The sequence below is a fragment of the Neomoorella sulfitireducens genome (genome assembly GCF_024733845.1).
Classification (GTDB): domain Bacteria; phylum Bacillota; class DSM-521; order Neomoorellales; family Neomoorellaceae; genus Neomoorella; species Neomoorella sulfitireducens.
Genome location: NZ_JANRHG010000015.1, coordinates 15,894 through 41,529, shown reverse-complemented (window position 1 = coordinate 41,529; position 25,636 = coordinate 15,894). Strand labels below are relative to the sequence as shown.

23 protein-coding genes are annotated in these 25,636 nt (G+C 58.9%); 21 read left to right on the top strand and 2 right to left on the bottom strand.

Translation table 11 applies throughout. The annotated features are described in order from the left end of the window. Positions 1-6: 6 nt before the first annotated feature. The 6 genes from ytvI (at position 7) to NWF31_RS12675 (ending at position 10,149) form a co-directional block, all read left to right on the top strand. The gene (gene ytvI, locus NWF31_RS12700; RefSeq protein WP_258360880.1) at positions 7-1,122 is read left to right on the top strand and encodes a sporulation integral membrane protein YtvI; all 1,116 of its coding nucleotides are present in this window, start codon (positions 7-9) and stop codon (positions 1,120-1,122) included. Beyond that, positions 1,107-2,282 (top strand): 1-deoxy-D-xylulose-5-phosphate reductoisomerase, encoded by a 1,176-nt coding sequence (locus NWF31_RS12695; protein WP_258360879.1) that lies wholly within the window; start codon positions 1,107-1,109, stop codon positions 2,280-2,282. The genes ytvI and NWF31_RS12695 overlap by 16 nt, the downstream gene beginning before the upstream one ends. A 335-nt stretch (positions 2,283-2,617) precedes the next feature. Further along, positions 2,618-3,628, top strand: coding sequence for an RIP metalloprotease RseP (rseP, locus tag NWF31_RS12690; protein ID WP_258360878.1), 1,011 nt, complete (start codon positions 2,618-2,620; stop codon positions 3,626-3,628). 16 nt (positions 3,629-3,644) lie between these two features. Further along, positions 3,645-4,730: a flavodoxin-dependent (E)-4-hydroxy-3-methylbut-2-enyl-diphosphate synthase gene (gene ispG / locus NWF31_RS12685; RefSeq protein WP_422880284.1), complete on the top strand. Its 1,086-nt coding sequence runs from the start codon at positions 3,645-3,647 to the stop codon at positions 4,728-4,730. Then, on the top strand, positions 4,717-6,438 hold the full coding sequence (locus tag NWF31_RS12680) for a proline--tRNA ligase (RefSeq protein ID WP_258360876.1): 1,722 nt from the start codon (positions 4,717-4,719) through the stop codon (positions 6,436-6,438). Before ispG ends, NWF31_RS12680 begins: the two co-directional genes overlap by 14 nt. An 18-nt stretch (positions 6,439-6,456) precedes the next feature. Further along, positions 6,457-10,149, top strand: a complete 3,693-nt coding sequence (locus tag NWF31_RS12675; RefSeq protein ID WP_277999022.1) for a PolC-type DNA polymerase III — start codon at positions 6,457-6,459, stop codon at positions 10,147-10,149. 103 nt (positions 10,150-10,252) lie between these two features. Here NWF31_RS12675 and NWF31_RS12670 read toward each other — a convergent pair whose 3' ends face one another. Both NWF31_RS12670 and NWF31_RS12665 read right to left on the bottom strand, forming a co-directional pair. Further along, the gene (locus NWF31_RS12670) at positions 10,253-10,654 is read right to left on the bottom strand and encodes a type II toxin-antitoxin system VapC family toxin (protein ID WP_258360875.1); all 402 of its coding nucleotides are present in this window, start codon (positions 10,652-10,654) and stop codon (positions 10,253-10,255) included. Continuing rightward, on the bottom strand, positions 10,642-10,914 hold the full coding sequence (locus NWF31_RS12665) for a YlcI/YnfO family protein (RefSeq protein ID WP_258360874.1): 273 nt from the start codon (positions 10,912-10,914) through the stop codon (positions 10,642-10,644). The genes NWF31_RS12670 and NWF31_RS12665 overlap by 13 nt, the downstream gene beginning before the upstream one ends. Positions 10,915-11,146: 232 nt before the next feature. Here NWF31_RS12665 and rimP point away from each other — a divergent pair, with 232 nt between their 5' ends. The 15 genes from rimP to NWF31_RS12585 all read left to right on the top strand — a co-directional run bounded on the left by rimP (position 11,147) and on the right by NWF31_RS12585 (position 25,627). Next, positions 11,147-11,623 (top strand): ribosome maturation factor RimP, encoded by a 477-nt coding sequence (gene rimP, locus NWF31_RS12660; protein WP_258360873.1) that lies wholly within the window; start codon positions 11,147-11,149, stop codon positions 11,621-11,623. A gap of 2 nt (positions 11,624-11,625) precedes the next feature. Beyond that, positions 11,626-12,717: a transcription termination factor NusA gene (nusA, locus tag NWF31_RS12655; RefSeq protein WP_258360872.1), complete on the top strand. Its 1,092-nt coding sequence runs from the start codon at positions 11,626-11,628 to the stop codon at positions 12,715-12,717. A gap of 2 nt (positions 12,718-12,719) precedes the next feature. Further along, positions 12,720-13,001: an RNase P modulator RnpM gene (gene rnpM, locus NWF31_RS12650; protein ID WP_258360871.1), complete on the top strand. Its 282-nt coding sequence runs from the start codon at positions 12,720-12,722 to the stop codon at positions 12,999-13,001. Continuing rightward, positions 12,994-13,302, top strand: a complete 309-nt coding sequence (locus NWF31_RS12645; protein ID WP_258360870.1) for a L7Ae/L30e/S12e/Gadd45 family ribosomal protein — start codon at positions 12,994-12,996, stop codon at positions 13,300-13,302. Before rnpM ends, NWF31_RS12645 begins: the two co-directional genes overlap by 8 nt. Before the next feature lie 18 nt (positions 13,303-13,320). After that, positions 13,321-16,095, top strand: a complete 2,775-nt coding sequence (gene infB / locus NWF31_RS12635; protein WP_277999021.1) for a translation initiation factor IF-2 — start codon at positions 13,321-13,323, stop codon at positions 16,093-16,095. 7 nt (positions 16,096-16,102) lie between these two features. Beyond that, positions 16,103-16,477 (top strand): 30S ribosome-binding factor RbfA, encoded by a 375-nt coding sequence (gene rbfA, locus NWF31_RS12630; RefSeq protein WP_277999020.1) that lies wholly within the window; start codon positions 16,103-16,105, stop codon positions 16,475-16,477. Continuing rightward, on the top strand, positions 16,464-17,444 hold the full coding sequence (locus NWF31_RS12625; RefSeq protein ID WP_258360868.1) for a DHH family phosphoesterase: 981 nt from the start codon (positions 16,464-16,466) through the stop codon (positions 17,442-17,444). The genes rbfA and NWF31_RS12625 overlap by 14 nt, the downstream gene beginning before the upstream one ends. Further along, entirely contained in the window at positions 17,425-18,339 is a 915-nt protein-coding gene (gene truB / locus NWF31_RS12620) for a tRNA pseudouridine(55) synthase TruB (protein WP_258360867.1), read from the top strand. The genes NWF31_RS12625 and truB overlap by 20 nt, the downstream gene beginning before the upstream one ends. A 12-nt stretch (positions 18,340-18,351) precedes the next feature. Continuing rightward, positions 18,352-19,284 carry a bifunctional riboflavin kinase/FAD synthetase gene (locus NWF31_RS12615; protein WP_258360866.1) on the top strand — a complete coding sequence of 311 codons (933 nt, stop codon included), beginning with the start codon at positions 18,352-18,354 and terminating at the stop codon, positions 19,282-19,284. 89 nt (positions 19,285-19,373) lie between these two features. Beyond that, positions 19,374-19,595 carry a hypothetical protein gene (locus NWF31_RS12610; protein WP_258360865.1) on the top strand — a complete coding sequence of 74 codons (222 nt, stop codon included), beginning with the start codon at positions 19,374-19,376 and terminating at the stop codon, positions 19,593-19,595. A gap of 132 nt (positions 19,596-19,727) precedes the next feature. Then, the gene (gene rpsO / locus NWF31_RS12605) at positions 19,728-19,997 is read left to right on the top strand and encodes a 30S ribosomal protein S15 (protein ID WP_258360864.1); all 270 of its coding nucleotides are present in this window, start codon (positions 19,728-19,730) and stop codon (positions 19,995-19,997) included. Between the two features lie 141 nt (positions 19,998-20,138). Next, entirely contained in the window at positions 20,139-22,373 is a 2,235-nt protein-coding gene (gene pnp / locus NWF31_RS12600; RefSeq protein WP_258360863.1) for a polyribonucleotide nucleotidyltransferase, read from the top strand. A 68-nt stretch (positions 22,374-22,441) separates the two neighbouring features. Beyond that, on the top strand, positions 22,442-23,158 hold the full coding sequence (locus tag NWF31_RS12595; protein ID WP_258360862.1) for a polysaccharide deacetylase family protein: 717 nt from the start codon (positions 22,442-22,444) through the stop codon (positions 23,156-23,158). 87 nt (positions 23,159-23,245) lie between these two features. Then, complete coding sequence (locus NWF31_RS12590; RefSeq protein ID WP_258360861.1) at positions 23,246-24,337, top strand: D-alanyl-D-alanine carboxypeptidase family protein; 1,092 nt, start codon at positions 23,246-23,248, stop codon at positions 24,335-24,337. A gap of 24 nt (positions 24,338-24,361) precedes the next feature. Next, positions 24,362-25,627 (top strand): M16 family metallopeptidase, encoded by a 1,266-nt coding sequence (locus NWF31_RS12585; RefSeq protein WP_258360860.1) that lies wholly within the window; start codon positions 24,362-24,364, stop codon positions 25,625-25,627. Positions 25,628-25,636: the final 9 nt, after the last annotated feature.

The window sequence follows — 25,636 nt, the reverse complement described above, 5'->3', positions numbered from 1 at the left end:
AAACAAGTGAACGGCTTGAACGACCGGTTTAAACAAAGATTTCAAACATTATTGTTGGCTTTAATGGCAGCCTTTCTTTTCCTTTTGTTTTATTATTCCATATTGCCGGCCGTATCCAAAATTCTGGGAATAATGGTGCCGGTGGTCATGCCCTTTGTCCTGGCCGCCCTGCTGGCTGCCCTTATCGATCCGGTAGTAAACTTTATTGAAAAAAAGATCAAACTTGGCCGGGGTTGGGCGGTAATTATCACCCTGGCGTCTGTTCTTACTGTTCTCAGCATAGCCGTATTTTACCTGGTTAACAACCTGATCGTCGAGCTGGAAAGCATAGCTTTAACCCTGCCGGTGCAGGCGCGGGCCATCGGATCGCTCTTCCAGGAATATTTTGCCCGCCTCCAGAGTTTTTATTTTGCAGGTAACCTGCCCGTTGAAGTCCTTAATACCCTGCAGTCCTTCCTGGACAATGCCGTAAACTGGATGAAAAACCTCCTGGGCCTGGCGGTCCAGTGGCTCATAAATTTTATAACCTACCTGCCGGAGCTCTTTATTTCTTTTATAATTACCCTGCTGGCAACTTACTTCTTCAGCCGGGATAAAGAATTTATTATAAATACTTTGCTCCGGCTGATAAAACCCTCCTGGCGGGAACGGACGGGTACGGTATTTTCTTCCCTGGGCCAGGCTATCATCGGCTACCTGCGGGCGGAGTTTTTGCTTGTAACCCTGCAGATGACCCAGAGTATCATCGGGCTTTTAATATTAAATGTAGATTACGTTCTTACCCTGGCCATCTTAATCGGGCTGGCCGATCTGTTGCCCATAGTCGGCCCGGGTACAGTCTTCATTCCCTGGGTCATAGTAGAATTTATCCTGGGGCGTTACAGCATGGGGCTGGCCCTGTTAATCCTGTATGCCTTTATAATTATCCTGCGCCAGGTCCTGCAGCCAAAACTGGTGGCCTTTAACCTGGGGCTGCACCCGTTGACGACCCTGGTTGCCCTTTATGCCGGCTTAAAGCTCCTGGGTATTGCCGGCCTGGTTATTGGCCCCCTGGCGGTGGTATTTTTCAAGGCCTTCTTAAGCTCCAAACAGGGGGTGAACAACCAGTGGCCAGGGAAATAGCAGTCCTGGGATCAACCGGTTCCATCGGCCGCCAGACCCTGGAGGTTGTGGCCTCCCATCCGGGCCAATTCAAGGTTGCCGCCCTGGCCGCGGCCAGGAATATTGACCTCCTGGCCGAGCAGGTAAGGCGGTTTCGCCCCCGCCTGGCCGTCCTCCTTGACCCGGCAGGGGCGCGGGAACTGGCCAGGAGGGTTGGCGGTTTAAAGGTCAGGGTTATGGCGGGGGATGAAGGCCTATTGGCTGCAGCCTGCCTTGACGGGGTAGAGAGGGTAGTGGCCGCCATGGTAGGCATCCGCAGCCTGCCGGCAGTACTTGCTGCCCTGGAGGCAGGTAAAGATATTGCCATAGCCAATAAAGAGATCCTGGTAGCTGCCGGTGAGGTGGTCATGGGCCGGGCCCGGGCCCTGAAACGCCGGGTGATCCCGGTAGACAGCGAGCATTCGGCCATTTTCCAGTGCCTGCACCAGGGCGGCAGGGTGGTACAGGTGATTATTACCGCTTCGGGAGGGCCTTTGCGCGAGAAAACTATAGAAGAGATGGCCGCCGTTGCCCCGGAAGAGGCTTTAAATCACCCCACCTGGGTAATGGGGCCCAAGGTTACCGTCGATTCCGCCACCCTGATGAATAAAGGCCTGGAAGTTATTGAAGCCAGGCATCTTTTTGACCTGGAGTATAACCAGATTGATGTCCTGGTCCACCCCCAGAGCGTGGTTCACGCCCTGGTGCGCTACAGTGACGGCTCCCTTTTTGCCCACCTGGGGCCTGCCGACATGCGCCTGCCCATCCAGTACGCCCTGACCTGGCCGGAACGCTGGGATTTAAACACCCGGGTACTGGACCTGGCAACCCTGGGACAACTTGATTTTAAACGGCCGGACCTGGAACGCTTCCCGTGCCTGGAACTCGCCTGGCGTGCCGGCCGGGCCGGGGGGACTTACCCGGCGGTCTTGAGCGCCGCCGACGAGATCGCCGTCGAGTACTTCCTGGCAAGGAAGATATCCTTGACGGCCATCAGCCATGTCGTGGCCAGGGTCCTGGAAGAACACCGGCCGGCGGCGGCCAATGACCTGGAAGCAATTCTTGCCGCCGACGCCTGGGCGCGGCGCAGGGCGGCAGAAGTGGCGGAAGGGTTTAGCAAGAGAAAGCCTTCTTGCAGTTGACGCAGGCCTCACAAAATATGGAAATGTAGCAGACAAGGGTTGGAGGGTACAGGCGGAAGGCGACTTGGTTCGAGGCGTCAGCAAACTCAGCGAAGCCGCAGGGAGGCGGCGGTGAACGGGATGGGGATCGTAACGTGGCTTTAGAAATCAGAATTACCACGCCCCGTTATGGTTTATCAAAGCAACAAAGCCATGCCTCCCCCGCCGCCGGGCAAGGCTGAGCGTTTAGTTTGCTAGCCGAGAACCACCGGAGCCTGTGCCCTCCAGCCCGGGTTAAGGAATGGGATTAAGAACTATTTCTGGCAGCACCATACTCTCGAAGGAGCTGACGCCCGGTGACCATTATCCTGGCCCTGGTCATCTTCAGTATTTTAATCGTGGTCCACGAAGGCGGGCACTTCCTGGCGGCCAAAAAAGCAGGCATCAAGGTAGAAGAATTTGCCGTCGGCATGGGCCCGGCCCTCTGGCAGGTGAAGAGGGGGGAAACGGTATACTCCCTGCGTGCCTTTCCCCTGGGCGGCTTCAACCGCATAGCCGGGATGGAAGGGCCGGACCTGGACGACCCGCGGGGTTTCAACAGGCAGCCGCTATTTAAACGCATGGGAGTCATTGCCGCCGGTTCGGGAATGAATTTCCTCCTGGCCATCCTTATTTTTGTTTTCGTCTTCATGGTCCTGGGCATTCCTGCCGATAAAAACATCATCGGCCGCGTAGAACCGGGAATGCCCGCCGCCCAGGCGGGTTTGCGTCCGGGAGATAAAATTTTAATGGTAAACAATACCCCGGTCAATAACTGGCGAGATCTGGTCCAACTTATCTACCGGTACCCGGAAAAAGAAATTACCATGGTAATCGAACGGGACGGCAGGCAGCAGCAGGTCGGCCTGACTACCATCAGGGATCCCCAATCAGGGGTAGGCTTGATCGGCATCGGCCCTACCTGGGAGCGGCAGGGTTTGTGGACCTCCATTAGCCTCGGTCTCAGGCAGGCCTATGAAATAACCCGCCTCATTATCTTAAGCCTGCTGCAGATGATAACCGGCAAGGTGGCGCCCGAGGTTGTCGGGCCGGTGGGCATTATCCAGCTGGTGGGCCAGGCGGCCACCTACGGGCTGGCCAACGTTCTGAACTTCATGGCAGTCTTGAGCCTGGACCTGGGGCTCATTAACCTGCTGCCCATCCCCGCCCTGGACGGCAGCCGGCTGGTATTTTTAACCCTGGAAGGCCTGCGGGGCCGGCCTATAAGCGCCGAAAAAGAAAATTTAATCCACCTCATCGGCTTTGCCCTCCTTATGGGCCTGCTCATCTTAATAACCTATAATGATTTGCTCCGTATTTTCAGCTGAGGTGACATAAATGGAAATTAAACGCCGGCCGGCGCGGCAGATTTGGGTTGGCAGCGTAGCCATAGGTGGAGGAGCGCCCATTTCCGTCCAATCAATGACCAATACCGATACCAGGGACATCGCCGCCACCGTCGCCCAGATCCGGAGGCTGGCCCGGGCCGGCTGCGAAATAGTCCGCCTGGCCGTCCCGGATCAGGAAGCCGCGGCGGCCCTGGCCAGGATAAAAGGACAGGTGGCTATCCCCATCATCGCCGACATCCATTTTGACTACCGCCTGGCCCTGGCCGCCCTGGAAGCCGGGGTGGACGGCCTCCGCCTGAATCCCGGGAATATAGGCGGTCCCGGACGGGTGAAGGCTGTAGTCAAGGAAGCGGCCGCCCGGCGGGTACCCATCCGCATCGGCGTCAATGCCGGCTCCCTGGAAAAGGAAGCCATGGCCGCCCACGGCGGGGTTACAGCCGCCGCCATGGTAACCAGTGCCATGAAACATATTCACCTGCTGGAAGATCTGGATTTCTATGATATAAAAATATCCCTGAAAGCCGCGGAGGTTCCCTTAATGCTGGAAGCCTACCGCCGGCTGGCCGCGGAGGTCGATTATCCCCTGCACCTGGGGGTGACCGAAGCAGGCCGGGGCCTGGAGGGGGCCGTCAAGTCGGCCGTGGGGATCGGCATTTTACTTAACGAAGGCATCGGCGACACCATCCGGGTCTCTTTGACCGGCGACCCGGTGCAGGAAGTCGTGGCCGGCTTTGCCATTTTACGCAGCCTGGGACTGCGCCGGCGCGGCGTCGAGCTGATTTCCTGCCCCACCTGCGGCCGTTGCCAGGTCGATGTGGAAGGGGTGGCGGCCCAGGTACAGCAGGAACTCCAGGATGTAGCCCGGCCCCTGAAAGTTGCCGTCATGGGCTGTGCCGTCAACGGTCCCGGCGAGGCCCGCCAGGCCGATGTCGGCATTGCCGGCGGGCCCGGCTTTGGCCTGCTTTTTCGCAACGGCCGTCCCGTCCGTAAGGTCAGGGAAGAAGATATGGCCCGGGCTCTTATTGAAGAAGTAAGGCGCCTGGCAGCAGACGAAGAGGAGGAAGAGAATGCGCGCGAGTGAATTACTGGCACCGACTTTAAGGGAAATACCGGCCGAGGCCGAAATCGCCAGCCACCAGCTGTTGCTGCGGGCCGGCTTCATCCGCAAGGCTGCAGCCGGCATTTATACCTATTTACCCCTGGGACGGCGGGTGCTGGCCAAACTGGAGCGGATCATCCGCGAGGAAATGGACCGGGCCGGCGGCCAGGAGGTTGTCCTGCCCATTATCCAGCCGGCCGAACTCTGGCAGGAGAGCGGCCGCTGGGAGGTTTACGGGGAAGAGATGTTCCGCCTCCGGGACCGGCACCAGCGCCAGTTTTGCCTGGGTCCCACCCACGAGGAGATCATCACCGCCCTGGTACGGAGCGAGGTTAACTCCTATAAACAACTGCCCCTGCTCCTGTACCAGATTCAAAATAAATACCGCGACGAGCGGCGGCCCCGCTTCGGGCTCCTGCGGGGGCGGGAATTTATTATGAAAGACCTCTATTCCTTTGACCGGGACCAGGAGGGCCTGGATCGGAGTTACGCCAAAATGTACCAGGCCTACAGCAACGTCTTCCGCCGCTGCGGCCTGGATTTCCGGCCGGTCCAGGCCGATACCGGCGCCATCGGCGGTAACTACAGCCATGAATTCATGGCCCTGGCCTCTACCGGCGAGGCGCTGCTGGTGTACTGCCAGGAATGCGACTATGCCGCCAATGTCGAAATTGCCGCCGCCAGGGCCCTGCCCAAACCGGTGGCGGAAACGCCGCAGCTCCTGCAAGAAGTAGCCACCCCGGGGCAGAAGACGGTAGCCGAGGTTAGCGCCTTCCTGGGTATTACCCCCGACAGGCTGATTAAAACCGTCTTTTATGAAGCCGATGGCCAACTGGTGGCCGTCCTGATCCGGGGCGACCGGGAACTAAATGAAGTAAAGCTCCAGAATTACCTGGGCTGCCGGCATCTCACCCTGGCCGAACCGGAAAAGGTAACGGCCGCAACCGGCGCGCCGGTAGGTTATGTCGGGCCGGTAGGCTTACAGGGTGTGCCGGTTTACGCCGACGCGGAGATCCCCTACCTGGTCAACGCCGTAGCAGGCGCCAACCGGGAAGGCTATCACCTGGCAGGCGTCAACCCAGGCCGCGACTTTAAAGCGGACGCCTATGCCGACCTCCGCCAGGTGGAGGCCGGGGAGCCCTGTCCCCGGTGCGGCGCTCCCCTGAGCCAGGCCCGCGGCATAGAGGTGGGCCAGGTTTTCCAGCTGGGGACCAAGTACAGCCGGGCCCTGGGCGCCACCTATACCGATGAACAGGGCCGGGAACATCCCATTGTCATGGGCTGTTACGGCATCGGCGTTAGCCGTACCATGGCCGCCGTCGTCGAGCAGCATCATGACGAGCACGGCATTATCTGGCCCTTAAGTGTGGCCCCCTTTGAAGTAGTTATTATACCAGCTTCTTTAAAGGACGATGCCCAGCGGGAAGCGGCCGAAGGCATATATGCAGAGCTCCTGGCGGCCGGGGTAGAGGTCGTATTCGACGACCGCGACGAACGGGCCGGCATGAAGTTTGTCGAAGCCGATCTGATAGGTTATCCCCTGCGCTTAACCATAGGCAAGAAAACCCTGGTTCAGGGCACTGTGGACGTGAAATGGCGCCATGAAGGGCAGGAATTAGCCCTGCCCCGGGAAGGCCTGGTGCCCCGGGTAAAAGCGATGCTGGCCCGGGAAATGGAAAAGTACCGCTAATGATTGGGGTAAAGGTTGATGGCCATGGATGGCAGGGAAAGCCTGTGGCAGGAATTACTCCGGCAGGGGGCCGTCCGTAAAGTTACAGTTGAGCGCAAGAGCGGCAGGTGCTACCTTTCCCTCTCACCCCCCTGCCCCCTGGAACCCGGGGACATCGAAGCCTGCCGGCAGTTCCTGGCGCGGCAGTTCCCCGGCTTAGAATTTATATTTAAAGTCCTGGAACCTTCACCCCCTGCTGACCTGGTAACCTTTTGCCGGGAAAACAAGGTTACCATCCTGGAGGAGGTGGCCCGGCGCCTGGGTAACGGCGCCGCGGCCTGGCTGGCCGGGGCGCGGCTGGAACCTGAGGGCGGGGTCCTGCGGTTAATCCTCCCCGTACCCCTGGCTGTTGATACTTTAAGGTCCTGCCGGGGAGAATCAGTCCTGCAGGAAGTTTTGCAGCAATACGGCTATGGGATGCAGGTGGAACTGGTGGCCGATCCCGACTACCGGGAAGAACTGGCTGCCGTTTCCCGGCAGCTTCAGGAGGAGCGTTTAGTCCGGGTCAGGGAAGAAGCAGCCGGCGGGGCAAAGAAAGACGGCCCGGCTAAAAAGGACGGCCGGGAGAAAAAAGAAAACGGCCGGCAAAATACGGACAACGGCTTCCTCCTGGGGAAGAAGATTACGGCTCCCTTCCGGCCCCTCAAGGAAATCCAGGAAGAGGAAAAGCAGGTCGCCGTCCAGGGGGAAGTCCTGGCCTTTGCCGCACGGCAGTTAAAGTCCGGCCGCTGGCTGGTAAGCTTTGATCTCACCGACTACACGGACTCCATTAGCGTCAAAGCCTTTGCCGATGCCGGCCCCCTGGTAGATGAGGGCCTGGAACCGGGGGAATGGGTACAGGTGCAGGGCCCGGTCCAGTTCGACCGTTACAGCCAGGAACTGGCGATAATCGCCGATGCTGTCGCCCGGGGGGAACGCCCCGGGCGCCGGGATGCGGCGCCGGAAAAAAGGGTGGAGCTCCACCTCCACACCAAGATGAGCGCCATGGATGGCGTCATCGAAGTGGCGGCGGCAGTGAAACAGGCGGCCCGGTGGGGCCACGGTGCCATCGCCATCACCGACCATGGCGTCCTCCAGGCCTTCCCGGCCGCCGCCGAGGCCGGCAGCAAATACGGGGTAAAAATCATCTACGGCCTGGAAGGCTACCTCTTTGATGAAGACGGCCAGCCCCCGGACCGCCAGCAGACCTATCACATCATCCTGCTGGTGAAAAACAGGCAGGGATTGGAAAATCTATACCGCCTGGTATCCCACGCCCATCTGGAATATTTTTACCGCAAACCCAGGCTGCCGCGCCATTTGATCCAGCAGTACCGCGAGGGGCTTCTTTTAGGCACCGCCTGTGAGGCCGGGGAATTAATCAGGCATTACCTGGCCGGGGCAGGGGCCGAACGCCTGGAGGAAATTGCCTCCTTTTATGATTTCCTGGAGATCCAGCCCCTGGCCAACAATGACTTTTTAATCCGGGAAGGCAAACTTGCCGATACCCGGGCCCTGATGAACATGAACCGGCAAATCATCGCCCTGGGTCAAAAGCTTAACAAACCGGTCGTTGCTACCGGCGACGTCCATTTTTTAAACCCGGAGGATGCCGTCTACCGCCAGATCCTCCAGGCCGGCCAGGGCTATGCCGAAGAAGTCCAGGCCCCCCTCTACTACCGGACGACGGAGGAAATGCTGGCGGAATTCAGCTATCTGGATGATGCCACAGCCCGCCAGGTAGTAATTACCAATCCCCGGCTCATTGCCGGCCAGGTGGAAGAGTTAAAGCCCATTCCCGACGAGTTCTATCCCCCGGAGATACCCGGCGCCGAAGAGGAGTTAACCCGCATCGTTACCACCCGGGCCCATGACTGGTACGGCGACCCCTTGCCGGAACTTGTCCGGGCCCGCCTGGATAAGGAAATGAAATCCATTATCGGCCACGGCTTTGCCGTGCTGTACCTCATAGCCCACAAGCTGGTATTGAAATCCAACGAAGACGGTTACCTGGTCGGCTCGCGGGGATCGGTGGGGTCTTCCCTGGTGGCCACCCTGGCCGGGATTACGGAAGTAAACCCCCTGCCGCCCCATTACCGCTGCCCGGCCTGCCGCTACAGCGAGTTTATCACCGACGGCAGCTTCAAATGCGGCGCCGACCTGCCCGCGAAAGACTGTCCCCGCTGCGGGACCGGGTTGTTCAAAGACGGCCACGACATCCCCTTCGAAGTCTTCCTGGGTTTTAAAGGGGACAAGGTGCCGGACATCGACCTCAACTTTTCCGGGGAATACCAGCCCCGGGCCCACCAGTACGCCGAAGAAATCTTCGGCAAAGACCACGTATTCCGGGCCGGGACCATCGCCACCCTGGCCGAACGGACGGCCTTCGGCTTTGTCCATAAGTACCTGGAGGAGCGGGGCCTCAAGGCCCGCCAGGCGGAAATAAACCGCCTGGTAAGGGGGATCACCGGCGTCAAGCGGACCACTGGCCAGCACCCGGGGGGACTGATGGTCGTTCCCCGGCGGGTGGATATCCACCTCTTTACGCCCCTGCAGCGGCCGGCCGACGACACCGGCAGCAATACCATCACCACCCATTTTGACTATGAAGCCATCAGCCACCGTCTGGTGAAGCTGGACCTCCTGGGCCACGATGATCCCACGGTTATCAAGATGCTGGAGGACCTGACCGGCGTTGACGTCCGGGATATCCCCCTGGACGAGCCCCGCACCATGTCCCTTTTTTCCGGTGTTGAGGCCCTGGGGGTGCGGCCCGAGGACATAGGCACCCAGGTCGGCACCCTGGGTATTCCCGAATTCGGCACCCGTTTCGTCCGCCAGATGCTGGAGGAAACCAGGCCGCGGACCTTTGCCGAGCTGGTGCGCATTAGCGGTTTCTCCCATGGTACTGATGTGTGGTTAAATAACGCCCGGGATTTGATTAAAAGCGGCACGGCCAAACTCAGCGAGGCCATATCCACCCGCGACGATATCATGAACTACCTCATCCAGTACGGCGTGGTGGCCGACATCGCCTTCAGGACCATGGAGGATGTGCGGAAGGGCAAGGGCGTGAAAAGGGAGTACGAAGAGGCCATGCGGGCGGCCGGGGTGCCCGGATGGTTCATCCAGTCCTGTAAAAAAATCAGCTACCTCTTTCCCAAGGCCCACGCCGTGGCCTACGTAACCATGGCCTTCCGCATCGCCTACTTTAAAGTCTATTACCCGGAGGCCTTCTACGCTTCCTTTTTCAGCGTCCGCGCCGATGAATTCGATGCTGACATTGTAGCCGCCGGCCTGCCCCGTATCCAGGAGGAAATCGCCTCTTTGGAGAAAAAAGGCAACGAAGCCACGGCCCGGGAGAAGAATATCCTTACCATCCTGGAAGTAGCCCGGGAAATGTACTGCCGGGGCATTGCCATGGAGCGCATCGACCTGCAGCGATCGGACGCCGGCCGCTTCCAGGTGCAGAAAGACAGGCTGTTACCGCCCCTGGCAGCCCTGCCCGGGGTGGGACAGGCGGCGGCCGAAGCCATCGTCCGCGCCCGCCGGGAACGGCCCTTTACTTCCCTGGAGGACCTCCAGGCCCGCAGCCGGGTGAGCAAAACGGTCATCGAAGCCCTGGAGAAACACGGCGCTTTAGCTGATTTACCTGCCTCCGACCAGCTAGTGCTTTTTGGCGGTTTTTTATAACACTCTCTATTATTAATCCCTAACAGCTCTTTTCCAACAGCCTCTTCAGATCGGCGGTGGCGTTGAGGGGCTTAATTGTGAAGTTAGGAAAATAAGCGGGTATTTATTTTATTCCAGCTGCTTCTTCCGGACTTAAAGCAGCTACAGCCGGAAAATCCTTCAAGTTAGCTGTCACTACTTTTAACCCGTGAACAGCGGCTGTGGCAGCGATAAGGCTGTCGGCCATACCTATGGCTTTTCCCTTGGCGGCCCATTCGCGCCTTAATGCTGCTGCTTGCCCAGCAATTTTACGGTTAACAGGAATAACCTCCCAGTTTTCCAGGAGGTTTTTAATAGCTGCCTGAGCTTTGGCGGTACGCGCCCCGGTTAAAAGTTCGTGGTAAACTACCACGCTGGTGGCTGTTGCTCCTGAGATTATGGCTTGTTCCAGCCATGTGGATACCTGGGGCAGCAGCCGGCCGGTTAGGTGATCGATTAACAGGCATGTATCAATCAGGTAGACCAAGAATGAACCGTCCTTTCTTTACTGCGCAATTTTTTCACCCAATCAGCACCTGGGTTATTTACCCATTCCGGGGCATCCTCGGCCGCCAGAATACCGCGCGTATTTTTAAATGCTTGAACTTGCATTTCGCGACGCATTTTCTCAACAACTGCCTCGACGATAAAACGGTTCCGGTTGGCGCTATAATTTTTAAGAAAAGAAGATAATTGTTCCACTACCTCTACCGGGAACCTGATGTGTAATATCTTTGTACTATCCAAATTATATCACCTCCTGTTACATATAATGTTACCATAAATGGCGGTAAAACACAACTTTTCCCGATCACTTAGTAGATAATTTGCTCCGGCTTGATTTTTCCCTTGCAGGCGGGAATAAGCTGTGCTATACTATTTCCAGGTTGTTTTTCAGGCAACATTACTTGCTGTTTTAGCTGGAAAAGAGTGGGTACCTGCCCACTCTTTTATGTTGAAAACCCGGGAGGTTACCCTTTTGAGCAAGCTGACAGAATTAATCCAGGGCCTGGTAGAGCCGGTGTTGGACGACATGGGCTACGAACTGGTCGACCTGCAGTACGGCCGGGAAGGAGGCCGCTATATCCTGCGGCTGTTTATCGACCGCCCGGGAGGTATCGGCCTGGATGACTGTGAAAAGGCCAGCCGGGCCGTCGGCGACATCCTGGACCAGGAAGATCCCATTCCCCACAGCTACTACCTGGAAGTCTCGTCGCCGGGCCTGGAGCGCCCCTTAAAAAAAGAAGCCGATTTCCAGCGTTTTGCCGGGCGGAAAATAAAAATGCGAACCTTTGCCCCAATTGACGGTCAACGCCATTTTCAGGGGCGGCTCCTTGGTTTACGGGATGGGCAGGTGCAGGTGCAGCTTGAAGATGGTCGCCTGCTGGCCGTACCCCCGGACCAGGTAGCGACGGCCAGGCTTATTTTTGACCTGGCAGAGGATGAGGAGGCCTAAGGATGAATATTGAGTTTATCCAAGCATTGCACGACCTGGAGAAAGAGAAAGGCATCAAGGTCGACATCCTGCTGGAAGCCATTGAGGCAGCTCTAATTTCTGCTTACAAGAAAAACTTTGGTTCGGCCCACAATGTCCGGGTAGAAATCGGGCGGGACACAGGCGAGATTAAAGTCCTGGCCCAGCGCCAGGTGGTCGAAGAAGTAAGCGACCCGCGGACGGAGATTTCCCTGGCGGAAGCCCGGGCCATCAACAGCAATTATGAGATCGGCGATGTCGTAGAAAGGGAGGTAACGCCGCGGGATTTCGGGCGCATCGCCGCCCAGACGGCCAAGCAGGTAGTCGTCCAGCGTATCCGCGAAGCAGAGCGGAACCTGATTTACGACGAGTATATTGGCCGCGAAAACGATATTGTTTCCGGCGTTGTCCAGCGCCAGGAAGGAAAAAATATAATCCTGGACCTGGGCCGGGCGGAAGCCATCCTCTTACCTGGTGAGCAGAGCCCCGGCGAGGTTTACCGCCAGGGAGAACGTTTCAAGGCCTACATCCTGGAAGTGCGCAAAACCAACAAAGGGCCGCAGATCCTGGTATCCCGGACCCATCCCGGCCTGATTAAAAGGCTTTTTGAAATGGAAGTACCAGAAATTCATGACGGTATTGTGGAGATTAAGGGCGTGGCCCGGGAGGCAGGGGCCCGTTCCAAAATTGCCGTCCATTCCCGGGATGAAAAAGTAGATCCCGTCGGCGCCTGCGTAGGGCCAAAAGGCTCCCGGGTCCAGGCCGTAGTCCAGGAACTCCGGGGCGAAAAAGTCGATATTATTAAATGGAGCGACGACCCGGCCGTTTTTGTAGCCAACTCCTTGAGCCCGGCCCGGGTGCTGGACGTTACCGTGGATGAAGAAAACAAGGTCAGCCAGGTAATCGTTCCCGACAACCAGCTGTCCCTGGCCATCGGCAAGGAAGGCCAGAACGCCCGCCTGGCGGCCAGGATAACCGGCTGGAAAATCGACATCAAAAGTGAATCCGAAGCCGGTGACTGGGATACCTGGGATGACGACCTTGAATTTGCAGACGGGATAATAGAGGAGGAGTAAGCTTGCCCAAGCCCAGGAAAATACCCGTGCGCATGTGTGTCGGTTGCCGGGCTCGTAATGACAAAAGAAACCTGATACGAGTTGTCCGTACACCGGCGCAAGAGGTGGTCCTCGACCCTACCGGCAAACGGGCCGGGAGAGGAGCCTATATTTGCCCCAGGGTGGAATGCCTGCGCAAAGCCCTTAAAAGCAGGGCCCTGGAGCGGGCCCTGGGCGTAAGCCTGACCCCGGAGGTCGTGGCGGACCTCGAAGCCAGTCTTAGCCAGGACGAAGACCATGAATAAAGTTTATAACCTCCTCGGCCTGGCCTACCGGGCGGGCAGGATAACCTGGGGATACCAGGCAGTTATACGGGCAATCAAGGGGCAAAAGATTTTTCTCTTGTTACTGGCAACTGACAGCAGTTTCCGAATGCGAGATAAACTTATGGCGAGTTGCCGGGAGTCCGGCATTGAAGTTATTGTTTACGGCGACAAATTTACCATGGGAGCAGCGCTAGGTAAACCTCCATGTGCCGTCGTCGGCGTTACTGATGCAGAACTGGCAAGGTTAATCCGGCAACATGTACGGGAGGTTGGTGCATGAGAATATGGGGGTGGTTTAATGGCCAAAACACGCGTTTACGAATTAGCCAAAGAATTGCGGGTTTCTAATAAGGATCTAATGGACACCATGGCCCAGCTAGGGATTTATACCCGTTCCCACATGAGTGTCCTGGAGAACGGGGAAGTTATAAAAATACGTAACCATTACCGGCAGATGTGGCGGGCAGCAAAGGCGGCCAGGCTCAAGCAGCAACAGGCAGCAGCGGCGTCGCCCGGAGAAGCTGCTGGCCAGCCGCAGCCGGCTGACAATAAGGCGGAAAAGGTGGCGGTTGCCGGGCCGGCACAGCCGGTTGCTGAAAAGACGGCCCCGGGGGAGCAGGGCGTGGAGAAGACAGCCGCTGCCGCCCCGGACGAGGTAATTGAGAAAGCAGCCACCCGCACCCGGCCGGACCAGGATGCCAGTAAGCCAGGTGCCGGCCAGAGCCAGCAGGTTATTGCAAAATCACCTTCCCCACCGGCAGCAGAGGTAGAGACAAAGCCACGCCCGGAAAAAGAGCAGCAGGCACCCACGAAAGAACCGGGACCTGCGGCAGCTAAGCCGGAACGGCTCCGGGAGTTTGAAAGCAAAGAACGTCCCGGCAAGGTAGAAAAAGAAGGCCAGCCGTCGGGGAAAAGACACCCCGGGCAGGCTAAACGTCAGGACCAGAAGCAGGCCCGCCGCCGGGAAAATAAAGGCCAGGAACAGGATAATCGCCGGGCCCCGCAACGGGAAGAGCGCCCGGCCAGGGTGGACCAGCAGGTACCGGTGCCCGCCAGGGATGCCGCCCCGCGCCCGGCAGGGAAAGGACCGGCCAGGCCGCCCCGCAACAAACAGTTGCGCATTCCGAAGCCGCCGGAGGCAGTTACCAAGGAAGCGCCGGAAAAGCGGCGGGAACGCCCGGCGGGCAAGCCGGCTCCCAGGCAGGCCGAACCGGGCCGCAGCCGCAAGATGGTAGCCCTGGAAGAGCAGCTTGAAGAACGCCTGATGCGGCGGGGTAAAGAAAAGAATAAAGCCAGAGGCGTCCAGCAGGAAGCTCCCAGGGTCGTGCGCCGGGTCACTTTAACGGGCAGTATTACCGTCCAGGAACTCGCCAAAAGGCTCGGTAAAACGGCGGCCGAGGTTATTAAGTTTTTACTCGGCCAGGGGATAATGGCCACCATCAACCAGGAACTGGATATCGATACGGCCGCCATTGTCGCCCAGGAAATGGGAGCCGTCGTTGAAGTTAAAGAGGAGAAACCCATTACCTTGCTGGAAGACCTGCCCGATGACCCGGAAAGCCTGCAGGAACGGCCGCCGGTAGTAACCGTTATGGGCCATGTCGACCACGGTAAGACCTCTTTGTTAGATGCCATACGGCGCACCAACGTTACGGCTACCGAGGCCGGCGGTATCACCCAGCATATCGGTGCTTACCAGGTCAAGGTTAGAAACAGGAAAATTACCTTTCTGGATACTCCCGGCCACGAGGCCTTTACCGCCATGCGTGCCCGGGGCGCCCAGGCTACGGATATAGCCATCCTGGTGGTAGCCGCCGACGACGGCGTCATGCCCCAGACGGTGGAGGCCATAAACCATGCCAAAGCTGCCGGCGTGCCCATTATTGTAGCCATCAATAAAATGGACCGGCCCGACGCCAATCCGGAGCGGGTCAAGCAACAGCTGACGGAGTACGGCCTGGTGCCGGAGGAGTGGGGCGGCGAAACCATTATGGTGCCCGTCTCGGCCCTTAAAAAAGAAGGCCTCAATGAACTGCTGGAAATGACCCTGCTCACGGCCGATATGATGGAGCTCAAGGCCAACCCCGATCGCCCGGCCCGGGGGATAGTCATTGAAGCCAAGCTGGATAAAGGCCGCGGCCCGGTGGCTACCATGCTGGTCCAGAAGGGGACCCTGAAGGTGGGCGACAACCTGGTAGCCGGGTCGGTGTACGGCCGTGTCAGGGCCCTCTTCGACGACAAAGGCGAGCGGGTAAAGAGCGCCGAGCCGTCTATGCCGGTGGAAGTTCTGGGTCTTGCCGAACTGCCCCAGGCCGGTGACATTTTCCAGGTCGTGGAGGACGAAAAGCTGGCCCGCCAGGTGGCCTCCCTGCGCCACGAAGAAAAGCGCCAGGAAGAATTCAAGGCCGCCAATAAGACTTCCCTGGATGACCTGTTCAAACAGATGGAAGCAGGCGAGGTCAAAGAACTCAACCTGGTCATCAAAGGCGACGTCCAGGGTTCGGTGGAAGCCCTGCGGGCCGCCCTGGAGCAGCTATCTACCGCCGAAGTAAAAGTCAGCATTATTCACGGCGGCGTCGGCGCCATCACCGAAAGCGACGTCATGCTGGCCGCCGCTTCGAGGGCCATCATTATTGGGTTTAACGTCCGCCCGGACGCCAACGCCCGTAAGGCGGCGGAAGAAGCGGGGATAGAAATCCGTCTCTACCGGGTGATCTACGAGGCTATCGACGAGGTCAAGGCGGCCATGAGCGGCCTCCTTGAACCGGAGAAACGGGAGGTTGTCCTGGGCCGGGCTGAAGTGCGGGCAACCTTTAAAGTGCCGAAGGTGGGCACCGTAGCCGGCTGCCTTGTCACCGAAGGCAAAATCCAGAACCGGGCCCTGGCGCGGGTAATCCGGGATGGAGTGGTAGCCTTTGAAGGCCGCATCGAATCCCTGAAGCGCTTTAAAGACGACGTCCGCGAGGTAGCCCAGGGTTACGAATGCGGTATAGGCCTGGAAAAATATAACGATATTAAGGTCGGCGACATTATCGAAGCCTATATTATAGAAGAGGTTAAAAGGGAACTGTAGGGAGGCGATGGCCTTGGCGTTACGGGTTGAACGGGTTGCCGAGCAGATGAAAAAAGAAATAGCCCGGATTTTAAGGGATGAATTAAAAGATCCCCGCCTGGAAGCCGGCCTGGTTTCAGTTACAGGAGTAGAGCTATCCAGTGACCTCCGCTATGCCCGGGTCTACGTCAGCGTTTACGGTGATGAAGCCCAAAAAAGGGAAGTTATGGGAGGCCTGGCCAGGGCGACGGGCTTTGTGCGACGGGAAATCGCCCGGCGCCTGCCATTGCGCTATACACCGGAAATAACCTTTAAATTTGATGCCTCCATCGCCCACGGCGATCACATCAACAGGCTGCTGGCGCGCGTCAAGGCAGAGGAGCAGGATGATGACGGCAATTGAAAGTATAGCCGCCACCCTGGCTGCGGCCCGGGAAGCAGCCGTTGTCTCGCACATTATCCCGGACGGGGACTGCCTGGGGTCCACCCTGGCCCTGGCCCTGGCCCTGCGGCAGCGGGGAGCAAAGGTAGTGGCCGTTAACGCCGACCCAGTGCCGGAGATGTTTCACTTCCTCCCCGGCCAGGAAACCATTATCCCTCCCGCGAGGGTGACAGAGGTACCCGGGCTTCTGGTAATGGTTGACAGCACCGACATGGAAAGGGCCGGGGAAGGCTTCAGCCGGTGGCGGCAAAAAACCGGGACGGTCATTAACATCGACCACCATGTCAGCAATACCCGTTTCGGCGACCTGAACCTGGTAGACGGGAGGGCGGCAGCTACGGCCGAGCTGGTGTTTGCCATCCTGGAAAAAATGCCCGTCACCATTACACCGGACATCGCCACCTGTCTTTATACCGCCCTGGCCACCGACACCGGCTCTTTCCAGTACGAAAACTGTACGGCAGCGACCATGCGCCTGGCGGCAAGGCTGATGGAACTGGGAGCCGACCTGCCCCGGATCAGGGAATACCTGTGGGAGAGGAAGCCCCTGGCCGGCATCCGCCTGCTGGCGGCGGCTTTACCCACCCTGACCCTGGCCTATGACGGCAGGATTGCCTGGATGACGGTTTCCGGGACGGCCCTGGAAGCCACCGGGGCCCGGCCGGAAGATGCCGAGGGCCTGGTAAATTACCCGCGCAGCATCGCCGGCGTCGAGGTGGGCCTGCTTTTCCGGGAACTGCCCGGCGGCCAGGTAAAGGTCAGCCTGCGCTCCAAAAAAAGCGTCGACGTTAACGCCATAGCGGCGCGCTTTGGCGGCGGCGGCCACCGCCGCGCTGCCGGCTGTACCGTTAAGGGTGACCTCGACGCCGTCGTAGCCATGGTCGTTGCGGCGGCAGGTGAAGAATTAAATGACGGCAGGTTTCATTAATATTCTAAAGCCCCCCGGCCTTACCTCCCATGATGTCGTCCAGGAATTACGCCGCCTTTTGAAAGAACGGCGTATCGGTCACGGCGGCACCCTGGATCCCATGGCCGCCGGGGTGCTGCCGGTGGCCGCCGGCAGGGCGACCCGTTTGCTGGAATACATCCAGGCCGGCGGCAAGGCCTACCGGGCGGAGTTTATCCTGGGGCTGAAGACCGATACCCAGGACCTCGGCGGCCGGGTCCTGGCCCGGCCGGGGTGCCGGGGATTTACCCTGGCGGAGCTCCAGGAAGCAGCCCGCCCCTTTACCGGCAGCATCAGCCAGGTACCGCCCATGGTTTCGGCAGTTCATTTTGAGGGACGGCGCCTCTACGAGCTGGCCAGGGAAGGCCTGGAAGTGGAGCGGCCGGCCCGCCTGGTCAATATCGAAAAATTCCAGGTGCTGCAAGGATGGCCGGACGGGCCGTTCTTTCGCGTACTGGCGGATATTACCTGTTCTAAAGGCACCTACATCCGCACCCTGGGTGCCGACTGGGGTGATTACCTGGGCTGCGGGGCCACCCTGGCCTTTCTCCTGCGCACCCGCGCCGGCAGTTTTAAACTGGAGGAGGCCTGGACCCTGGAAGAAATAGCAGGGCAGGTGGCAAAGGGCGGCCGGGAATTCCTCCTGCCGCCGGCAGCGGGTATAGCCCATTTACCGGCGGCCGTCGTCACGGGAAAGGCCGTCAAAGCAGCGGCCAGCGGCGCCGCCGTCGACCCGGACGGCTGCACCCTGGTGCCGGCCCTGCGGCCGGGGCATCTGGTTCGCCTGGAAACCCCCGCGGGGGTTCTCCTGGCCGTGGCCAGGGTGGTGCCGAAAGGTGAAGGATACTGTTTTAAACCCGAAAAGGTATTGCAGTGAAGGAGTAGAGCAATGCAGGTACGGCAGGGAATGCCGGGAGAGGAAATAGTCGCAGGCTGTTACCTGGCCCTCGGGAACTTCGACGGCGTCCACCGGGGCCACCAGCAACTAATCGGCAGCATCGTCCGGAAAGCCAGAATAGCAGGGAAACCGGCTGTAGTTATCACCTTTTCGCCCCATCCCGCCTGTATAACTGGTGACAACCCTCCCGGCCTTTTAACCACTACAGATAGGAAAGAAAAATTAATAGCCGCCCTGGGAGTGGACTTTTTATTTATCCTGCCCTTTAACAGGGAACTGGCCCGGCTTGCACCGGAAACCTTTGTGTATGATATCCTCTGGCCCCGGTTTCACCCGCGCCTGGTGGCCGTGGGCTTTAACTTCACCTTCGGCCACCGGGGCGCGGGCACGCCCGCTTTGCTTAAACGGCTGGGGGAAGAACTCGGCTTTGAGGTAGAAGTAATGGCCCCGGTTACGTACGAAGGGATGACGGTCAGCAGCACTACCATCCGCGACGCCCTCGACCGGGGCGATATCCTCCTCGCCAGGAAACTCCTGGGTTACTGGCCGGTCCTGGCCGGCACTGTTGTCGCCGGCGACCGCCGCGGGCGTGAACTCGGTTTTCCTACCGCCAACCTGGCCGTGCCGCCGGAAATCAAGCTGCCGGCACGGGGAGTTTACGCCTGCCTGGCCCGCTTCCGGGACCGGGTATACCGGGCGGTAGTAAACATCGGCCGCCGGCCCACCTTTGGGACGGACCTGCCGGCAACTATTGAAGCCCACCTCCTCGACTTTGAAGGCGGCCTCTACGGCCAACAATTAGAACTCGAGTTACGCGCCTATTTGCGCCCGGAGCGCCGCTTTGCCGGTCCCCGGGAGTTAGCAGCCCAGATGCAGGAAGACTGTACCAGGGCGCGCGCCTTTTTAAACGAACGGCAGGCGTAAGGCAGGGGTAACCACCCATCGGGCCACGGCGTAAAATATACTGCGGCGAGTCCAGAAATTTACCCGCGGCCGGAATGGGGCTGGGAATGATGAAGGTAGTGATCACGGCCCATGCCAGGAAACGCCTGCAGGAATTGCGCCAGGAACAGATAAGGGAACAGGACATCCGGGCGGCAGCCAGGAGCATCCCGGGATATATCCCCACGGCCACCCGTTTCCGCGGTTTTGTGGCTGCTTCCGGGCGCGCCTTCGACCTGGTGGTAAAAGACGTGCCGGCCGGGAGGCTGGTGATCACCATTATCGGTAAATAGCCGTGAAAGCTGCAGTTGCGTTCGGCGCCGGCAAGGCCTATAATATAATTAATGAACCCGAGGCGAGGATTGGCGAAGCTCCGACGCCTTTCTTGGCCCGCTGGGGATTTTAAGGAGAAGGAGGTGACGCTGATGGCCCTGGATCAAGCCAAAAAGCAGGAAATAATCGCCCGCTACCGGCAGCATGAAAATGATACCGGCTCACCGGAAGTCCAGATTGCCATCCTGACGGAACGCATCAACCACCTGACGGAACACCTGAAGGTGCACCATAAGGACCATCATTCGCGCCGGGGTTTGCTGAAAATGGTCGGCCAGCGCCGCGGTTTACTTAACTACCTGCGTGATAATGACATCGGGCGCTACCGGCAAATAATCGAAGCCCTGGGATTAAGGCGATAAAGTTTGGAGGAGCGGTAAGGCCGCTCCTTTTTTAATGACTTTTTAGCAGTATTTAGGGCGACATTGGAAGGAAATACTATAACAAATGTCGAATGAGTTAAAGTTTATTAATGGTATGATTAAGGAGGCTACTTAAAACTAATGCAAGGGGTATTGCGCAAAACCCTCACCATTGCCGGCCGGGATTTAACCCTGGAAACCGGCCGCCTGGCGCGCCAGGCCGGGGGTGCCGTCCTGGTAACTTACGGCGGCACCATGGTGCTGGTCACGGCCACAGCCGCCGCCGAACCGCGGGAAGGAATCGATTTTTTCCCCCTGACGGTTGACTACGAAGAAAGGCTTTACGCTGCCGGTAAAATACCGGGCGGTTTTATTAAACGGGAAGGCCGCCCCAGCGAGAAGGCCATCCTTTCGGCCCGGCTGATCGACCGGCCCATCCGGCCGTTATTTCCCAAGTATTACCGCAACGACGTCCACGTCGTCGCCACCGTTTTATCGGTAGACCAGGATTGCCCGCCCAATGTGGCCGGCATTATCGGCGCTTCGGCCGCCCTGACCATCTCGTCCATCCCCTTTGCCGGGCCCATAGGGGCGGTAGCCGTGGGATTAATCGACGGCAAACCGGTTATCAACCCAACCCTGGCCGAAGACGAAAAAAGCGCTCTAAACCTGGTAGTAGCCGGTACGGAAACGGCTATTATGATGGTCGAAGCAGGGGCCAAAGAGGTCCCCGAGGAACTGATGCTGGAATGCATCATGCAGGCCCATGAAGAGATTAAACGGATTGTCGCTTTTATCAATGATTTCCGCGCCGGAGCTTTAGAAATGGGCCTGGCCTGGGAAAAGCAGGAAGTAGTTGAGCCCCGCCTGGATCCCGAACTGGAAAGCCAGGTGCGGGAGATTGCCACACCGCGCCTGCAGGAAGCCATCTACAGCAGCCGCGATGAAAGGCTTGTCAAGCAGGAAAGGGAAAAACGGCTGGAGGCCTGCCGGGAAGAGATCAAGGAACTGGTATTGACCGGCAGGGAAGAGTTGCTGGCGGAGCAGCCGGAGGTCCCTCGGCTGGTCAATGATTTAATTACCAGGATAGAAAAAGAAATAATGCGGCAAATGATCCTTACCCAGGGCGTGAGGATCGACGGCCGCGCCCTCGATGAAATCCGGCCTATTACCTGTGAAGTAGGGGTTTTGAGCCGTACCCACGGGTCAGGTCTTTTTACCCGGGGCGAGACCCAGGTGCTGACGGTAACCACCCTGGGCCCCATCAGCGACGAACAGATCCTCGACGACCTGGGAGTAGACGAATCCAAGCGCTACATGCACCATTATAACTTCCCGCCCTACAGCGTCGGCGAGGCACGGCCCATCCGCGCCCCCGGCAGGCGGGAGATTGGCCACGGCGCCCTGGCGGAAAGGGCCCTGGAACCCATGATTCCCCCGGAAGAAGAATTCCCCTACGCCATCCGCCTGGTTTCCGAAGTCCTGGGCTCCAACGGCTCCACTTCCATGGGCAGCGTCTGCGGCAGTACCCTGGCCCTCATGGACGCCGGCGTGCCCATCAAGGCACCGGTAGCCGGGGTGGCCATGGGCCTGGTCAAGGAAGGGGACCGGGTGGCCGTGCTGACGGACATCCAGGGGATTGAAGACGCCCTGGGGGATATGGACTTTAAAGTTGCCGGCACCAGAAACGGCATTACGGCCCTGCAGATGGATATAAAGATTGCGGGCATCGACCGGGCCATTTTAGAACGCGCCCTGGAACAGGCGCGCCGGGGACGGCTTTTCATCCTGGACAAAATCCTGGCCGCCATCCCCGCCCCGCGGGCCGAGCTTTCTCCCTATGCTCCCCGGATGCTGACCTTAACCATTGACCCCGATAAAATCCGCGACATCATCGGCCCGGGCGGCAAGATTATCAAAAAGATCATTGAAGAAACCGGCGTAGAGATCGACGTCGAGGACGACGGCCGCGTCTTTATCGCTTCCACCGATGCCGCCAGGGGCGAGCGGGCGGCGGAGATTATCCAGGCCCTGACCCAGGATATAGAGACGGGCAAAGTATATAACGGCAAGGTGACCAGGATAACCGATTTCGGCGCCTTTGTGGAAGTCATCCCCGGGGTCCTGGGTATGCCCGGCAAAGAGGGCCTGGTGCATATCTCCCAGCTGGCCAACGAGCGGGTAGAAAAGGTAGAAGACGTGGTCCAGGAGGGCGACTATATCCTCGTCAAGGCCATCGGCTTTGATTCCCAGGGGCGGTTGAAGCTTTCCCGTAAAGAAGCCCTGCCCCAGCCCGTCCATGAGGGAGGCGGGCGCCACCTGCGCCGCCAGGGCCGGGACGGCAACCGCGGCCTGAACAACCGGCGGCCGCGCTAGCAGCCGCGTCTGATTGCAGCGCCGGGGGCATATACATTGATCAGGACACGATAAAGGTGGTGCGGTCAATGTATGTGTTCTACTACCGGCGGCAGCAGCTGCGGCGCCTGGCCCTGCTGGTTGCGGCGGTGTTGCTGCTGGTCCTCGGCTTTACTGCCCGGCACTGGCTGGCGGCGAGGGCGGTGCCGGTCATGAAAACCCAGCCCATCTACCAGGGCGACCCGGGGCGCAAAGCCGTAGCCCTGACCTTTACCGTTGACTGGGGGGAAGAGTACCTGCCGGCCATTTTGCAGGCCCTGGAGCAGGAAGGGGCACGGGCCACCTTTTTTCCCACCGGCCAGTGGGCCGCAAGGCACCCCGAACTGGTGCGGCAGATGCTGGCCGGCGGCCATGAAATAGGCAACCACGGCCAGAGCCACCCCCACCCCGATAATTTAACCCGGGAGGAAAACCGCCGCGACATCCAGGCCGGGGAAGATACCCTGGTGGCCATTACCGGCAGGAAACCCCTCCTTTATTCTCCCCCTTACGGGGAGAGCCAACCCCAGGTAGTGGCTGCGGCCGGCGACCTGGGCTACAAATTTATCATGTGGACCATCAATACCGGCGACTACCTGCCCAATACCAGACCGGAGGACATCCTGGCCACGGTAATTCCCAGATGCCAGAACGGGGCCATCATCCTCATGCACCCGACCGGACCGGCCGGCAAAGCCCTGCCGGAGCTATTAAAAGAATTGAAAAAGCGGGGCTATGCCCTGGTAACCGTTTCCGAGATCCTTTAACAGCAGGACACCTGTTTTATAAGGCCGGCCTTCCCTGGAGATAATAACCCCTGTTTAATGATAATTTTCCAGGGGAGTGAAGGCCTGTTGTCAAGGCTTGTATACGCGCTGCTGCTAATCATAAACTGTCTCTTCTGGCCCGGGACGGCAGGGGCTGCCGCTGAACCCTCCATTACGGCAACGGCGGCTATTCTGATGGAGGCCGGTACCGGCCAGGTCCTTTACGAATACGGCGCCAGGGAAGAGCGGCCGCCGGCCAGCACCACGAAGATCATGACCGCCATCCTGGCCCTGGAACTGGGCCGGCCGGATACTCCCGTTAAGGTGAGCAGCTATGCCGCCACTACACCCGGGGCCAGTATTTATTTAACTACAGGAGAAATATTAACCCTGGGCGACCTGGTCAAAGGCGCCCTCCTTAATTCCGGCAATGACGCCACCGTTGCCATTGCCGAATGCCTGGCCGGCACGGAAGCGGGTTTTGCCTGGCTCATGAACCGTAAAGCCCGGCAGATAGGGGCTTTTCACACTCACTTTAACAATCCCCACGGGCTTACCGATCCAGACCATTACACCACTGCCTATGACCTGGCCCTCATGGCCCGGTACGCCCTGGACAACCCCATCTTTCGCCGCCTGGTAGCCACGCAGGAGGACCAGATCCCGGGGCCGGACGGTGTGCGTTACCTCTACAATACCAACCGCCTGCTGGGCTCCTATCCCGGAGCCGATGGCGTCAAGACCGGCACCACCGACGCCGCCGGCCAGTGCCTGGTCGCTTCGGCCACCAGGGCGGGACGCCGGCTCATTGCCGTCGTCCTGGGCAGCTGGGATCGCTATGCCGACGCCCGCGCCCTGCTGGACTACGGCTTTAACGATTTTTATAACGAAACCGCCCCGGCCGGGGAACCTGCCGGCCGGGTTTATGTAAAAAACGGGAAAGAAACATCCGTCCCTGTAGCGCCGCTGGTGACGGCCGGTTTCACGGTACCCGCGGACCAGGCGGCCTATCTGGAAAAACGCGTGTTACTGCCGGCTGCCGTTAAAGCTCCCGTCAGGAAAGGCCAGGAGCTGGGCCAGGTAAAGATCCTGTTCCGGGGCCGGGAAGTCGCCGGTTCTACCCTTGTTGCCACCCGGGATGTAGCTGCCCGGCCCTGGTGGTCACGGTTTAAGAAATAAAAAGAAAAAGTTAGGGGGAAGGGAATGTACCAAAAACATATCCTGGAGAACGGCATCCGGGTGGTGAGTGAAGAAGTTCCCTTTGCCAATTCCATAGCCCTGGGGGTGTGGGTGCGTACCGGTTCCCGCGATGAAGACACAACCAACCAGGGCGTTTCCCATTTCCTGGAGCACCTGTTGTTTAAAGGCACAACCAGGCGAACGGCCCGGCAGATAGCCGAGGAACTGGAGGCAGTGGGGGGAATAATCAACGCCTTTACCACCAAGGAATACACCTGTTTTTACACCCGGGTGCTGGCCGAACACCTGGACCTGGCCATTGACGTTTTAAGCGACATGTTTTTTAATTCCCTCCTGGCCGTCGAAGACATCGAAAAAGAGAAGAAGGTCATCCTGGAAGAAATCAAGATGTACGAAGATTCCCCGGACGAGCTGGTACACGACCTCTTTGCCCAGGCCATCTGGCCCGGGCATCCCCTGGGCCGGGCCATCCTTGGTACTTATGAAACGGTAGCCAATTTAAACCGGGACGTCATTTACCGCTACTACCAGGAACATTACAACAGCGCCAGTATCGTCCTGGCGGCTGCCGGGAAATTTAGCACCGCCGGACTGGTCGCCAGGCTTCACGAGGCCTTCGGCCTTAAAACCTGCCCCGGCAGGCAGGGGGAATACCGCCCGCCCCGGAACCACCCCGGGGTCAGCGTTAACGTTAAAGACACGGAGCAGGTGCAGATCTGCCTGGGGGTGCCGGGACTGCCCCAGGACCATGGCGATATTTATGCCCTCCAGGCCCTGAACAACATCCTGGGCGGCGGCCTGAGTTCTCGCCTCTTCCAGCTCATCCGTGAAGAACAGGCCCTGGCCTATTCCGTCTACTCTTACCATGCCGGTTTCAGCGACAGCGGCCTTTTGACCATTTACGCCGGCACCAGCCCCGATAATTACCGCCGGGTGGTAACCCTGATCTTAGAAGAAATAGCTTTTCTGAAAGATAAAGGGGTAACGGAGAAAGAATTAAAACGCACCAAAGACCAGATCCGCGGCAACCTCCTTCTCGGCCAGGAGAACGTCAACCACCGCATGAGCCGGCTGGGCAAGACGGAACTCACCTATGGCCGGGTTATTACGGCGGAAGAAGTTATCGAGCGATTGAACGAGGTTACTGAAGATGACGTCCGGGCCGTCGCCGGGCGCCTCTTCCGGCCGGAATACCTGTCCCTGACCACCCTGGGGCCGGAAGTCGAACCCCTGGACCTGGCCGCCTGCGCCCGCCAGGCCGGGGTTTAGGGAGGATTA

What these genes read in the sequence shown, in the direction of transcription:
- NWF31_RS12680 (WP_258360876.1), top strand. Translation starts at nt 4,717, where the DNA reads ATGCGCGCGAGTGAATTACTGGCACCGACTTTAAGGGAAATACCGGCC.
- NWF31_RS12675 (WP_277999022.1), top strand. Translation starts at nt 6,457, where the DNA reads ATGGCCATGGATGGCAGGGAAAGCCTGTGGCAGGAATTACTCCGGCAG.
- nusA (WP_258360872.1), top strand. Translation starts at nt 11,626, where the DNA reads ATGAATATTGAGTTTATCCAAGCATTGCACGACCTGGAGAAAGAGAAA.
- NWF31_RS12645 (WP_258360870.1), top strand. Translation starts at nt 12,994, where the DNA reads ATGAATAAAGTTTATAACCTCCTCGGCCTGGCCTACCGGGCGGGCAGG.
- infB (WP_277999021.1), top strand. Translation starts at nt 13,321, where the DNA reads ATGGCCAAAACACGCGTTTACGAATTAGCCAAAGAATTGCGGGTTTCT.
- rbfA (WP_277999020.1), top strand. Translation starts at nt 16,103, where the DNA reads ATGGCCTTGGCGTTACGGGTTGAACGGGTTGCCGAGCAGATGAAAAAA.
- NWF31_RS12625 (WP_258360868.1), top strand. Translation starts at nt 16,464, where the DNA reads ATGACGGCAATTGAAAGTATAGCCGCCACCCTGGCTGCGGCCCGGGAA.
- truB (WP_258360867.1), top strand. Translation starts at nt 17,425, where the DNA reads ATGACGGCAGGTTTCATTAATATTCTAAAGCCCCCCGGCCTTACCTCC.
- NWF31_RS12615 (WP_258360866.1), top strand. Translation starts at nt 18,352, where the DNA reads ATGCAGGTACGGCAGGGAATGCCGGGAGAGGAAATAGTCGCAGGCTGT.
- NWF31_RS12610 (WP_258360865.1), top strand. Translation starts at nt 19,374, where the DNA reads ATGAAGGTAGTGATCACGGCCCATGCCAGGAAACGCCTGCAGGAATTG.
- rpsO (WP_258360864.1), top strand. Translation starts at nt 19,728, where the DNA reads ATGGCCCTGGATCAAGCCAAAAAGCAGGAAATAATCGCCCGCTACCGG.
- pnp (WP_258360863.1), top strand. Translation starts at nt 20,139, where the DNA reads ATGCAAGGGGTATTGCGCAAAACCCTCACCATTGCCGGCCGGGATTTA.
- NWF31_RS12595 (WP_258360862.1), top strand. Translation starts at nt 22,442, where the DNA reads ATGTATGTGTTCTACTACCGGCGGCAGCAGCTGCGGCGCCTGGCCCTG.
- NWF31_RS12585 (WP_258360860.1), top strand. Translation starts at nt 24,362, where the DNA reads ATGTACCAAAAACATATCCTGGAGAACGGCATCCGGGTGGTGAGTGAA.